Here is a 14219-nt window from a genome sequence, read left to right as displayed (position 1 = left end):
CTCATGTTTTTAGGTAAAGTGCGCAGTATTATAAGAATAAATCGGGATAAAAATCTATGTTGCGCAATGATTAATTTCATTGCGCAACTTTAGTTAGCGCAGAGAGCGCAGGGCGTTAATTAATCCCTGAACGCCTTTTTCAAGTTTTGAACGGGGGCATCCGGTATTCAGGCGCACAAATCCGAGCCCTTCCTCTCCGTAGGTCGATCCCGGCATGATCGCCACTTTTTGCTGGTGGATAAGCGCATTTTGTAACGCCTGGTCATCAACCTTGAGCGGACGTAAGTCTATCCAGGCCAGATAGGTGGATTGTGGGATCTGCCAGTTAAGTTCAGGGAATGCGATATTAAGTTCATCAGCAACGTAATGCAGGTTGCCGGCAAGATAATCCCGTAAGGCATCCAACCAGTGCTCACCTTGCTGATAGGCGGCAATATGTGCGGTGAGCGCCAGCACCGCAGGAGAGGACAACCCATCGCGTCCCTTTAGCGCACTGAGATAATCGTTGCGGCTACTGGCGTCTTCGATGATCCCATACGCGCCGGTTAATGCCGGGATATTGAAACTCTTGGAGCCGGAGGTGAGTAGCGCCCAGTTGCCGCGTGCGACATTGATCCATGGGATATGCGGTTGGTCTCCCCAAACCATATCCATATGGATTTCATCGGAAATGACGTTGACACCATGTCGCTGGCATAAGTCAGCCATGGTTTCCAGTTCCTCGCGCGTCCACACTTTGCCTGTTGGATTTTGTGGGCTGCACAGCAGAAGAATTTTACTCTCTGGCCGTGAGAGAGCAGCCTCCAGCTTTGCCATGTCGCAATACCAACCGTCGCTCCGCTTTTCCAGACCGACGGGGAGCACTGTGCGCTGGTTGCCTTCAATAGCTTTGTAAAATGCATCGTAAGCTGGTGTATGGACAACGACCGCGTCGCCAGCAGACGACCACTGGCGAATGAGTTCAGAGACCATATAGATAACTGAGGGGCCATATACCAGCGATTGAGGATCGATCCGGGTATTGTGACGAGTGAGAAACCAGTGGCTAATGGCCGCCAGAAATTCGTCATTTTTCCAACGGCTATATCCTAATACGCCATGTGACAGGCGCTGGGTCAGCGCCTCCAGAATGCAAGGGGCCGTTGCAAAATCCATATCAGAGATGGTGAACGGCAGCAGATCGGCAGTGCCGAAACGGTCAGCGACATAATCCCACTGGGTACACCATGTTCCTTGCCTGTTCACAACCTTTGAAAAATCAAACATGTCGTTGTCCTCACGCCTGTACTGTATTCATCAGAACCGCGATTTCGTCTTTCACTGACTGGACCTGCGGGCCAATAACGACCTGAAGGTTATGCTGATTGAGCTGTACCACGCCAATGGCCCGGTTGTCTTTCAGTGCCTGGACATTTACGCGTGACATATCTTTGACCGACAAACGCAAACGGGTAATGCAGTTATCCAGACTAACGATATTCTCCGCGCCACCCAGTGCCGCCAGAATTGCCGGGACATTGTAGCCAGATTTACCGGGTGTGCCTGCCATCACTTTCTCGATATTGCTGGCAACTTCGACATCACGGCCCGGTGTTTTCAGATTAAAGCGGGTGATCGCGAAGCGGAAGATAACGTAGTACACCGCAAACCAGATGGCCGCGGCAACAGGGACCAGGTACCACTTGGTGGACAACCCGTGCAGGATCCCGAACACCACGAAGTCAATCAGGTTACCGTCTGTGTTGCCAATAGTCACACCGAGCACCGCCATCACGGTAAAGCCGAGGCCGGTCAACAAGGCGTGGATCACGTACAGAACCGGGGCAACAAACAAGAACAAGAACTCGAGTGGTTCGGTGGTACCGCCAATGACGCAGGCAATCAGACCAGAAATTAATAACCCTTTAATTTTATGTCGATTCTCAGGACGAGCACAGTGATACATTGCTAATGCAGCACCCGGCAAACCGCCGAGGAATGCCGGCATTTTGCCCTGAGACAGGAAGCGGGTTGCGCTTTCAGAGAAGCCTTGCGTGGTTGGGCAACTCAGCTGCGCCTGGAAAATAGTGAGTGCGCCACTGACGCTATGACCACATACTTCCTGGGTACCGCCCGCTTCAGTAAAGCGAATGAGGGCCACCAGAATATGATGCAGGCCAAAAGGCAGCAGAAGACGTTCACCGGTACCAAACAGCATCGGACCAAATTCACCTGCGCTGTTGATGATATTGCCGAGCCCGGTAATACCCATCGCAAATACAGGCCAGATCAGAGGGATAACTAATCCAACCAGCCCCATGACCAGTGAAGAAATGATGGGGACAAAACGGGTGCCGCCGAAGAAAGCCAATGCGTCCGGCAGACGGATATTGTGGAAGCGCTCATGCAGCATCCAGACAATGATCCCGGCGATGACTGCACCGAGGATCCCGGTGTCGATCGACTGGATCCCCAGGATGTTTTGTATGTTATTGGCTTTCAGAATTGCCGCATCAGTAGTAGGTAAAATCCCTTTCGCCGTCAACCAGAAGTTAACGGCAAGGTTCATGACTGCATAGCCAACAAACCCAGCAAATGCCGCCACACCTTTGTTCTCGCGCGCCAGACCGAGAGGAATAGCAATACAGAACATCACGGGTAAGAAACTAAAGGCGAAAGAGCCGACTTTACTCATCCAGGTAAAAAGAGCCTGAAGTACCGGGTTACCCAATGCGGGGATCAGCGTTAAGACATCATGGCTGCTTAACGAACTGCCGATCCCCAACATGATCCCGCAGAAGGAGAGCAGAGCCACGGGCAACATAAAGGTTTTGCCCAATTGCTGGAAAAATTCCCATAACGTTATTTTTGGTGTGGTTCTCGTCGTCATCTAACGACTCCTCGTGAAAGCTCGGTGACTAATGATGGCGAGAAGATAAAACGTTTTACCTAATTTTAGTGCGGTATAAATCACATTATCGAATGATAATAGGGGGTATAACTATAACCGATTGATAAAACGTTTTATCCGTCACGTTATCAGGGAGTTTTCTGTTTTTATGGCTATAGCCAAAAAAATAACCATCCATGATGTTGCGCTGGCTGCGGGAGTTTCGGTCAGTACAGTCTCATTGGTGCTTAGTGGAAAAGGGCGTATCTCATCCGCAACCGGGGAGCGGGTAAACGCTGCCATTGAGCAGTTGGGGTTCGTACGTAATCGTCAGGCATCGGTACTGCGTGGCGGTCAGAGTGGTGTGGTCGGGCTGATTGTACGCGATCTGTCTGCGCCATTTTATGCGGAACTGACGGCAGGTCTGACGGAAGCATTAGAAGCACAGGGTCGGATGGTCTTTCTTTTACACGGCGGTAAAGACGGTGAGCAATTGGCGCAGCGTTTCGCGATGCTACTCAATCAGGGCGTGGATGGTGTAGTCATTGCGGGTGCTGCTGACAGCAGTGATGCACTTCGACAGCTGGCTGAAGAAAAAGGGATTCCGGTCGTATTTGCCTCCCGAGCCAGTTATCTGGATGACGTCGACACGGTCCGACCCGACAACATGCAGGCAGCGCAATTGTTGGTTGAGCATCTTATTCGGCACGGTCACCAGCGAATCGCGTGGCTGGGAGGACAGAGTTCTTCTTTAACCCGCGCAGAGCGTGTCGGCGGCTATTGTGCGACGCTGCTAAAATATGGTTTACCGTTTCATAGTGATTGGGTTCTGGAGTGTTCATCCAGTCAAAAACAGGCAGCCGAAGCCGTTACTGCACTGTTACGCCGCAACCCGACGATCAGCGCCGTTGTGTGTTACAACGAAACCATCGCTGTTGGCGCCTGGTTTGGTCTGATGAGAGCGGGGCGTCAGAGCGGCGAAATTGGCGTCGATCGCTATTTTGAACAGCAAGTTTCACTGGCTGGATTTGCGGATGTGGCGGAAAACGCGCTGGATGACATTCCCATTATCTGGGCCAGTACCCCGGCACGCGAAATGGGTTACACCTTGGCTGAACGTATACTGCAGCGCATTGGTCATGATGACAGCCATTCCCGCAATCTGACGCTTTCCGCCCGACTGGTCACGCAGAAGTAGCTTGCCGAAAAGCAAAAGCCCGATAAGCAGTATTATCGGGCTTGGTTCAGAGCATCATTACTGTTGTGGAACTGCCGGAGCATCCGGTTCGCCAAGGGTCGGCATACCGAACATACCAACAAACTCATCCAGCGGCATCTTCTGCCCGTTGAGTGTTACCTGGCCATTGGTGTACTGCAGGCTGGAACCGATGGTGTTGTCCTGCATCGTGGTAATGCGGAACATCTGCCCCATCGCTGCCAGACCATTGACCTGCTGTTTAGCCAGACCCGCGGCTTGCTCCTGCTGATAGCCTTCAATTTTGGCTATCTGTGTCATGAACTCAGTCGCCATATCCACAGGAATAGTCAGCTTCGCGTCCAGTGATTTGACAGAACGATCCACTTCCTGAGCCAGCGTTTGTGGCTCTTCTTTGGTCGCGGTTGGATCTTTAAGCAGCAGCGACAGGTTAAACGTCGTTTCGCCTTTCGCATTTTTCCAGCTTAACGGTGCAATGGTGATTACGGGTTCACCCTTCATCAGAATGGGCAGCGCATTAAAGAACGCTTCCGTCACTTTCTGCTGATAAAGCTCTGGGTTTTGGACGACATCAATCTGCGACATCAGTGCCTTGGTTTGGGCACTGTACTGCTGGCTGAACTGATGCAGGGCTTCACCGTCAATCTGACCCACTTTCAGCGTCAGCTTACCGCTACCCAAATCCTGGCCCTGTAAATTAAGGCTGTTCAGGGTGTAATCCAACTGACTGTTCACGGTTTTTCCATCGTTAATCAGATCGGATTTACCATCAATTCCCATGCCTTCCAGCACGGCCAGCTCTTTGCCTTCGACCGATATCGACAGTTTATCGAGAGACAGCTTCTGGTCGCCGATGCGTTCACCAAAACTGGCGACGCTGCTGGACCCTTCGGTTGTCAGGTTATTAAAGGTAACTTGCACCTTCTGGTCGTATTCGTTGACTGCATTAACCTGACCGCTTTGCGCAGCGCCCGTCAAGGAAACCGCGTTACCGTCTTTATCTGCGGTGAACTGGAATTCCCCACCGCTGAAGGCCACTTTTTCGTCGCCTTTCTCGTAGTTCAATGGTTTGAGGGAGAGGTCTGAACGGGTGTCACCACTATAGCTAATTCGGGAGTTGATAACGAAAGGAGACTCGCCTTTGGCTATATCAAACAATGGCTTAGTGACATCGTTATTCACCAGTGTTGTTCTCACCGAAGCCATAGCAGGAATGAGGTTCAATGACTTAAGCTGGGTTAACGGGAAAGGGCCGTGATCCACCGTTTCATCCAGAACGATAGTTTGGCCTGCTTTCAGCCATGCGTTTTCCTGTCCGGCGATGGGTTTCACTACCAGTTGCAGTTGGCTATTGAACACGCCGCGCTGGTAGTTTTGATAACTCAGTTCAATTCCTGCCTCAGGTGAGTAGCGTTTGATCTGATCATTTGCCTGCGTCACCATCTCGGCGAGATGCGTTTCCAGTTTCTTTCCGGTGTACCAGGCGCCGCCCGTCCAGACGATACCCAGCGCAACCACCACACCCGCAGCTACCAGCGATTTTTTCATTTCGATATCCATAAAATAAAACCAGGCGTTTGAAGACGCCTGGAGGAGTGACATGTTTTTAACTCTCTACTAGCTTAGCAAGAGTTGTTAAAAATATCAGTATCTTGCTAGAGCTTGTTGTAAACACGCGCTAAACGGCCGACGCCGCTGACACTTATTGGCGATTCATTCGCACTAATAAATGCCGATTCACCCGGTTTTAGTACCAGACGTTGATCGCCTTTGCTCAGTAGCGCTTCACCTTCTATGCAGAACAAAATTGCCGCGCTGTGCTGGCTAATTACGGCTTCCCCCGCAGACAGTTCATGCAGGGAGAAGGCGAAATCATCAACCGGGATCGGGAAGTCGAGTTCACCACCGGTTTTGACCGGAGTGGTCAACAGTTGGTTCGCCGGTTTTGCGACAAATTTAACGTTGGCCACCAACTCCGGGATATCAATATATTTCGGTGTCAGCCCAGCACGCAGCACGTTATCAGAGTTTGCCATGACCTCAAGTGCCACACCTTGCAGATAGGCGTGCGGCGTTTCCGCGAACAGGAACATCGCTTCGCCAGGATTTAGCTTCACCACATTCAGCAGCAGTGGGGAGAAAAGACCGCTGTCGTTCGGGTAGACATCAGCGATAAGGCGAATAGTCTGCCACGGTTCGCCTTGCTGGTTGTTAAGGGCTGATTTCAGTATTGCCAGTGCATGCGATTTTTCCTGGTCCTGCATATTTAACAGGCTGGCGAAAAGGTAGCTCAGGCGCTCGGCACCGGGTTCCTGTAAAAAGTGAGCAATGGCAGGGTGTGCGCCCGCAACTGGTTGTAACAATGCAACGATGTCAGAGAACTCGCGAAACGCATTCATCGCCAGGAATGGCGTCAGGGCAAAAACCAGCTCTGGTTTGTGGTTCGGATCTTTGTAGTTACGCTCAGCGGCATCCATTGGGATCCCGGCTGCGTTTTCTTTGGCAAATCCTATCTCAGAGTTGTGTTTGTTCGGATGGACCTGAATAGAAAGCGGTTGAGCGGCGCAGAGCACTTTAAACAGGAAGGGCAGTTCGCCAAAGCGTTTTGCTACGGCATCGCCTAACAGTGCGGATTTATCGTGCTCGATAACATCGCGCAGAGCAACGGGTTGGCCATCGGCCCCTTGAACCTGAGAGCTGCTTTTCGGATGAGCCCCCATCCACAGCTCGGCCATTGGCTGCTGGGTTGGGTTGGCAATGCCATAAAGTTCCGTTAACGCAGTTTTACTTCCCCAGGCGTAGTGTTGCACTGAGTTGATGAGTTTTTGCATTATCAATGCCCTGTTTCAATGTTGAAAAATCTCTGGCTATTAAACCAAGAAACCCCGGACGAAGTAACCTGCACGTGCAAAAAGTCGTACTAGTCTCAGTTTTTGTTAAAAAATTGTGTAGGATATGGTGACTCGCTTTTAATACCCTGAGTAATTCCGGTTGCAGAAAGCCATACCTTCTACAACCCGATCTGCGGCAGGGAAGCAGGGCAATGGAACATCTGCCCAGAGAATAACCAGACCGAGCAGTAAGTGAGAGCACAATGTCAAACAAACCCTTTCATTATCAGCATCCTTTTCCCCTCAAAAAGGATGATACCGAATACTATCTGCTGACCAGCGACCATGTTTCCGTTGCCGAATTTGAAGGGCAGGAGATTGTCAAAGTTGCGCCTGAGGCCTTAACTTTGCTGGCTCGCCAGGCGTTTCATGACGCATCGTTTATGCTGCGCCCTGCACATCAGCAGCAGGTTGCAGACATTCTGCGCGATCCGGATGCCAGCGAAAACGATAAATATGTTGCCCTGCAATTCCTGCGTAACTCTGATATCGCAGCAAAGGGCATTCTGCCGACATGTCAGGACACCGGCACAGCGATTATCGTGGGTAAAAAAGGACAGCGTGTCTGGACCGGCGGCGGTGACGAAGCGGCGCTGGCGCGTGGGGTTTATAACACCTACATCGAAGACAACCTGCGCTATTCACAAAACGCCGCGCTGGATATGTACAAAGAGGTGAACACCGGTACCAATCTGCCAGCACAGATTGACCTGTATACCGTCGACGGCGATGAATACAAATTCCTGTGCATTGCCAAGGGCGGTGGTTCGGCGAACAAAACCTATCTGTACCAGGAAACCAAAGCGCTGCTCACACCAGGCAAATTAAAAAATTACCTGGTGGAGAAGATGCGAACGCTGGGAACAGCAGCTTGCCCGCCATACCACATCGCGTTTGTGATTGGTGGAACGTCCGCAGAAGCCACGCTGAAAACGGTGAAACTGGCTTCGGCGAAATACTACGATGAGCTGCCGACCGAAGGTAACGAGCACGGTCAAGCATTCCGTGATGTTGAACTGGAAAAAGAACTGCTGATAGAAGCGCAGAACCTTGGTTTAGGTGCCCAGTTTGGCGGGAAATATTTTGCACACGATATCCGTGTGATCCGCTTACCGCGTCACGGCGCGTCGTGCCCGGTTGGCATGGGCGTTTCTTGTTCAGCTGATCGTAATATTAAAGCCAAGATCAACCGTGAAGGGATCTGGATTGAGAAGCTCGAACACAATCCTGGCAAATATATCCCGGAAGAACTGCGTCAGGCAGGCGAAGGCGAAGCCGTGCGTGTCGACCTGAACCGTCCGATGAAAGATATCCTGGCACAGTTGTCGCAATATCCGGTTTCTACCCGCTTGTCGCTGAATGGTACGATCATCGTTGGACGTGACATAGCACATGCGAAACTGAAAGAACGTCTGGATAACGGCGAAAGTTTGCCGCAATATGTTAAAGATCACCCAATCTATTACGCCGGACCGGCAAAAACGCCGGAAGGTTATGCATCTGGCTCGCTTGGTCCAACCACCGCCGGTCGCATGGATTCCTATGTTGATCAGCTTCAGGCCGCGGGCGGGAGTATGATCATGCTGGCAAAAGGAAACCGCAGTCAGCAGGTTACTGACGCTTGCCATAAGCATGGTGGTTTCTACTTAGGCAGCATTGGTGGGCCAGCGGCTGTGCTGGCCCAGGGCAGTATCAAGAGTCTGGAGTGCGTGGAATATCCCGAACTGGGGATGGAAGCCATCTGGAAAATTGAAGTGGAAGATTTCCCGGCGTTTATCCTGGTGGATGACAAAGGCAACGATTTCTTCCAGCAAATTCAGACGTCGCAGTGCGCACGCTGCGTTAAGTAACGTCAGCCGCCCTACGGGGCGGTTTTTTTTACCGCACGAACCACCAAACGACAGTTTTTTCCTCGTTAATACTCATAAGACCAATGCAAGTGGGCAATGTCGAAACATAACCTAATCAATCGTTAATATAAGGAGCAGGTAATGGTAACGGTACGCCGCGAGAATGATTCTATGGGTGCGATCGATGTTCCGGCCGATAAACTCTGGGGCGCGCAAACTCAACGATCGCTGGAGCATTTTCGCATTTCAACAGAGAAAATGCCGGTCTCGCTGATCCACGCGCTGGCGCTGACTAAGCGGGCCGCTGCGAAGGTTAACCAGGATTTGGGTTTGCTGGCTGCGGAGAAAGCCTCCGCCATCATGCAGGCTGCAGACGAGGTGCTGGCAGATAAGCATCGCGATGAGTTTCCGCTGGCTATCTGGCAGACCGGTTCCGGCACGCAAAGCAATATGAATATGAATGAGGTGCTGGCAAACCGGGCCAGCGAATTGTTGGGCGGCGTGCGGGGAATGGAGCGAAAAATACATCCGAACGATGATGTCAACAAAAGCCAAAGTTCAAATGATGTTTTTCCCACGGCAATGCATGTCGCCGCGCTGTTGGCTTTGCGTGAGCATCTGATCCCTCAGTTGAATGTGTTGACCACCACGTTACGTGAAAAATCGCATGCCTTCGCCGACATTGTCAAAATCGGCAGAACCCATTTACAGGATGCGACGCCGCTGACGCTGGGCCAGGAGATCTCTGGTTGGGTGGCAATGCTGGAACATAACCTGAAGCATATCGAACATAGTCTGCCGCACGTTGCTGAACTGGCGTTGGGCGGTACGGCGGTAGGGACCGGGCTGAACACTCACCCGGAATATGCCGAGCGGGTTGCGGATGAACTGGCTGTGTTGACCTCTGCACCTTTTGTCACCGCGCCGAATAAATTCGAAGCGCTAGCCACCTGTGATGCACTGGTACATGCCCACGGTGCACTCAAAGGCCTGGCCGCATCGCTGATGAAAATCGCCAATGATGTACGCTGGCTGGCATCCGGTCCGCGCTGCGGCATTGGCGAAATTTCTATTCCTGAAAATGAACCGGGCAGTTCCATCATGCCGGGCAAGGTCAACCCGACACAATGTGAAGCCCTGACTATGCTGTGCTGTCAGGTCATGGGTAACGATGTTGCCGTTAATATCGGCGGGGCATCAGGGAATTTTGAACTGAACGTCTATCGCCCGATGGTTATCCATAACTTCCTGCAATCGGTTCGTTTGTTGGCAGATGGTATGGAAAGCTTCAACGAGCACTGTGCGACAGGGATCGAGCCAAATCGTGAACGTATTGATCAGTTGCTCAACGAGTCACTGATGCTGGTAACCGCGCTAAACACCCATATTGGCTACGATAAAGCGGCTGAGATTGCTAAAAAGGCGCATAAAGAAGGACTGACCTTAAAAGCGTCAGCCCTGGCGCTGGGATATTTAACCGAGGCCGAATTCGACAGTTGGGTCCGCCCGGAACTGATGGTCGGTAGCATGCGACCGGGTCGTTAATCCGCTACATACAGGTGCAGCCGTGGGATAATCAGTCTTAACGGTTGCGCCTGAGGTTTAAAACGGTGCTGAACATTGTCGGCATCGTAGTTCAGTAATCCTCCGATATCCGGCACCGTCATGCCGTTTTCGTTATTTATTAGCGCAATTAATGGCGTCGGGCAGGCATATTGCACCTGTTTTTGCTGCCCTTTGTACCAGACGCGGGCGATGGGTTGTACTTTGACCGGGCGTTTGATCTTCAATTTTGCCTGTTGTGGTAGGGCAGCGATGTCCTGGTATTCGCGCTCAAGCCTGGCCTGCCACTCTTCGCGTGTCCACGGATGCACGCTGCGTGGTGACGTCAGGCTCTTTTCCAGTTGTTGCAGTACCTCATCACGCGTCAGGTTCTTAATAATGTGCTTGTTGGCCCAGCCAAATCGCAGGGTAGCCGGCTCTCTGACGACCGTTAGCGTCCGATAGGCGTTCAACGTAATCAGCCCCGGTAAGTGGCGGTGCACCCATTCAAAACGTGCGGCCGATGGCAGACCAGACTCTACGGTGACAATGCGCTCAAAGGTGGTTTTAAGCTGATTAATACGTTGTATTTGCTCTTCCAGCATGGTTTGTGTGCCGGTATCCACCTGATAGCAGAGTACCCCCGGCAGGCGGACAGCCGCTTTGCTACTGCGATTCTCGGACTGCTGTTGAATAAACAGGTGGCGATAGTGGCGTAGTGCCAGGGTTTCCGCCTCTTTACCCAAGTGCTGTTTTACGTCGATGGTTTCCAGTGGCGCGTGTTCTGCCTCTTTCACCACTTCCGGCAAAGAGAACACGCGAGCAATCAGTAGTGTCTGCTGTTGCAATTGCGCGGTGAGGTGTGCCAGTTCTTGTTCCATCTGGCGAAAGGTTCCGTTTAAGCGTTCGACGAGATCGTAGTGAGCCATAGGTTTACCATTTTAGTTACAACATACTTTTTTATAGCACAAGATACAGAGCCTGACCACCGAGCCGTGTAGGTCAGGCAGCTGAAAATTCAGGTATGTTATGCCAGACAGGCCAACTGAAGGAGAAGCGGGCACCACCCAGTTCACTTTCATCACAGACCACCGTACCGCCCATTGCCAGAGCGATAGAGTGGACGATGGCGAGGCCAAGTCCGCAGCCACCAGTCGCCCGGTCACGGCTGGGGTCCAGACGTACAAACGGTTCAAAAATTTGCTCGCGCGCAGCTGGCGCGATGCCAGGTCCATCATCTTCGACAATCAGCGTTGCCTGACTGCCATTGAGTTGCAGGCTGGCTTGAACCGTGGACTGGCAGTAACGCAGAGCGTTGTTTAACAAATTATCCAGCACACGCTCCATCAAACGCATATCCAGTGCGCCGTAGTCTCCGATCTGAAGATGGCGCAGGCGTACCGCACGATCAGGGTTGACGCTTTGTACATCTTCCAGATGGGTTGTTAGCCACACGGGCAGGTTCGGAACACTGAGTTTTAGCTCATTTTGCGGCCTATCCAGACGAGCATAGGTGAGCAATTCTTCAATTAACGCTTCCAGTTGACCAATATCGCGGTTTAGCGCCTGTGATTCCTGCTCGGTGAGGTTATCGCTCATTTCCAGGCGGTAACGTAATCGCACCAGCGGTGTACGAAGCTCATGGGCAATGCCGTCAATCAGCTGTTTCTTACTGGCTATCAGGGCATTGATATTGTCCGCCATTTGGTTAAACGCCACGCCCAGACGCTCAAAGCTTGAGCCGCTGTCAAAGTGCAACCGTTCATTAAGATGTCCTTCACCAAAACGCTGTGCTGCGGCCTCCAATCTGAGCATCTCTTGCCAGTGTGGGCGCATCCAGATCAGCACAGGGAAGGCCAATGAAATAGCAATGAAGGCCATCAGCGCGACGTCCAGCAAGCGCATCTGGTGCAGGAAATAGAGATAAGGTACGGGGCCGACAGCCAGTACATAGTGGCTTCGCGGAATTCGTTGAATAAAGGTGTACTGATCGTCGAGCGCAACGATATCGCCTTCCCGTAAGCGCTGCATGGTGGGATCATCAAGATGGTATTTATTCAACGGTTCTACGCGAAGATCAAAAGACAGATTTAAATCCATCTCTTTCAGGGTTTTCCCCCAGTCTCGCGGTGGGATTTCGCGTAATTCGCTGCGCATCAGATACAACGAACTTTTCATCAAGTCGTCGAGCGACTGTCTACCCGCACGTTCTGCGGTGAATTTGTACACCAGGCCAACCAGCAGGGTCATCACCAGAAAACAGACAAACAACAAGAGATAAAACTGCACAAACAGTTTTTTCATACAAATCACCAAACACTCAATAGGTTAGCTAATGTGCAGTTGCCAGCGGAACAGGTGGGCGGTATCACTGTATCCACTGACGCACAGGGTGAATATCAATCCGACCACCATCAACGCACTTGTCCTGGCAGATTACACGGTATAAACCATTTCTGCATTCTTATGAGCTACCATGCGACTATACAGGATCGCCATTTAATGAGCCTAACGCAACGCAAGACCAACCACTCAATAGGCCTGCATCCGTGAAAAAAATTCGTTTTATACAACAACGATATCCTGCGCCGACATAAAAGCGAAACCACTTATATGAGTATGTGTATTTTCACCGACAATCAGGTGGCTTATTTTTGAGTGGAACCGATAAGGTTATATATACCTAAAATAGCAACACTGACCTTCTTTAAATAAATTTAAAAAGTAGAAGTGGGTTGCTTTTTTGGATTCTGATCGGTTGTGATGAAAATAAACGAATAGCTTGATAAGTGAGGGGGAGCAGAGGCCGTTATTCGAGGGTATCGAATAATGCCTCAAGATCTCCATAGAATGAAATGCTGTCATTCTCCCATCTTCTGTAAACGGCGATACCGGATTTATTCCCCGTTTTTCGGTCATGCCGACCGATACGGCTGTCTACACCTGTCGGCTTGCAGTTGTAAGTTCTTAGGGGGGCTACACTCATGGAATTTAGCGCGGTACTAGCGCAGAAACACCTTTCCAATCATATAGGTCGTTGCCTGTCCACCTATATAGACACGGTCGCCCACGAGCTGGCAGCGTAACTCTCCGCCGCGTTCGAATCCTTGGTGTGCCAGCATCTGCATTTTGTTTAGCTGCCTGGCCCAGTAAGGGATGAGCATCGTGTGCGCTGAGCCGGTGACAGGGTCTTCTGCCACAGCCTCCCCAGGGCAGAAGAAACGGCTGACAAAGTCGTATTCGCCTTCACCTGGCGCGGTTATACAAACCATTTTCCCGAGAGGGATCATGGCATTAATATCCGGTTTAACCGCTTCAACTTGCTGCTGATTCCCCATCACCACCATATAATCACGCGCCATGCGTACTTCTTTGTATTCCGTGATACCTAACGTTTGCAGTAGTAATGCCGGCGGTACAATAGATTCAGTTTCCCATGCAGGAAAATCAAGCGTCAGCCATTTGCCATTGCGACTTACCGTCAGTGCGCCGACAAATCGGGTTTCAAAATGAATAATGGTGTTTGGGTAATTAAGGTGTTCAAAGATGACATGTGCCGCAGCAAGTGTGGCATGGCCACAGAGGTTGATTTCGCCCTGAGTCGTAAACCAGCGTAATTCAAAACCTTTCTGTGTCGGGACGAAAAAAGCAGTTTCCGACTGGTTATGCTGCTTTGACATTTTTAATAGTGTTTCATCAGGTAACCATTCTGTGAGCGGGCATACTGCGGCAGCGTTTCCGCCAAACGTGGTAGTGGTAAAAGCATCTATCATAAAAAAATCAATTTGCTGCATAGCGGAAACCTCTCATCAGTTCTGGCGGAAATCGCACTCTAGCACGCCATATTAATC

General features: G+C 51.1%; 10 protein-coding genes. 3 read left to right on the top strand and 7 right to left on the bottom strand.

What is annotated here, in order from left to right:
• Positions 1-93: 93 nt before the first annotated feature.
• Positions 94-1266, bottom strand: coding sequence for a MalY/PatB family protein (locus tag NNO02_RS06015; RefSeq protein WP_271454396.1), 1173 nt, complete (start codon positions 1264-1266; stop codon positions 94-96).
• 10 nt (positions 1267-1276) lie between these two features.
• Positions 1277-2869 carry a maltose/glucose-specific PTS transporter subunit IIBC gene (gene malX / locus NNO02_RS06010; protein WP_271454395.1) on the bottom strand — a complete coding sequence of 531 codons (1593 nt, stop codon included), beginning with the start codon at positions 2867-2869 and terminating at the stop codon, positions 1277-1279.
• A 169-nt stretch (positions 2870-3038) separates the two neighbouring features.
• Between malX and NNO02_RS06005 the strand changes: the two genes are divergently transcribed.
• On the top strand, positions 3039-4067 hold the full coding sequence (locus NNO02_RS06005) for a Mal regulon transcriptional regulator MalI (protein WP_137381259.1): 1029 nt from the start codon (positions 3039-3041) through the stop codon (positions 4065-4067).
• A 57-nt stretch (positions 4068-4124) separates the two neighbouring features.
• On the opposite strand, the gene NNO02_RS06000 is transcribed toward NNO02_RS06005, so the two are convergent.
• Together NNO02_RS06000 and manA are read right to left on the bottom strand one after the other, a co-directional pair.
• Positions 4125-5633, bottom strand: a complete 1509-nt coding sequence (locus NNO02_RS06000) for a YdgA family protein (RefSeq protein WP_271454394.1) — start codon at positions 5631-5633, stop codon at positions 4125-4127.
• A 107-nt stretch (positions 5634-5740) separates the two neighbouring features.
• Positions 5741-6916, bottom strand: a complete 1176-nt coding sequence (manA, locus tag NNO02_RS05995) for a mannose-6-phosphate isomerase (RefSeq protein WP_271454393.1) — start codon at positions 6914-6916, stop codon at positions 5741-5743.
• 263 nt (positions 6917-7179) lie between these two features.
• On the opposite strand from manA, the gene fumB reads away from it, so the two are divergent.
• Both fumB and fumC read left to right on the top strand, forming a co-directional pair.
• A complete protein-coding gene (gene fumB, locus NNO02_RS05990; RefSeq protein WP_271440560.1) occupies positions 7180-8826 on the top strand; it encodes a class I fumarate hydratase in 1647 nt (548 codons plus the stop codon).
• Positions 8827-8967: 141 nt separating this feature from the next.
• Entirely contained in the window at positions 8968-10371 is a 1404-nt protein-coding gene (gene fumC, locus NNO02_RS05985; RefSeq protein WP_271440559.1) for a class II fumarate hydratase, read from the top strand.
• On the opposite strand, the gene tus is transcribed toward fumC, so the two are convergent.
• The 3 genes from tus to NNO02_RS05970 form a co-directional block, all read right to left on the bottom strand.
• Positions 10368-11297, bottom strand: coding sequence for a DNA replication terminus site-binding protein (gene tus, locus NNO02_RS05980; protein WP_271454392.1), 930 nt, complete (start codon positions 11295-11297; stop codon positions 10368-10370). The genes fumC and tus overlap by 4 nt on opposite strands.
• A gap of 73 nt (positions 11298-11370) precedes the next feature.
• A complete protein-coding gene (gene rstB, locus NNO02_RS05975; RefSeq protein ID WP_271454391.1) occupies positions 11371-12672 on the bottom strand; it encodes a two-component system sensor histidine kinase RstB in 1302 nt (433 codons plus the stop codon).
• Positions 12673-13370: 698 nt separating this feature from the next.
• A complete protein-coding gene (locus NNO02_RS05970) occupies positions 13371-14162 on the bottom strand; it encodes a PhzF family phenazine biosynthesis protein (protein WP_271454390.1) in 792 nt (263 codons plus the stop codon).
• Positions 14163-14219 lie beyond the last annotated feature (57 nt).

The organism is Citrobacter sp. Awk 2, assembly GCF_028069815.1.
GTDB lineage: Bacteria > Pseudomonadota > Gammaproteobacteria > Enterobacterales > Enterobacteriaceae > Citrobacter.
Note: the sequence above shows the minus strand (reverse complement) of the source record. Positions and strands in the feature narration are given on the sequence as shown.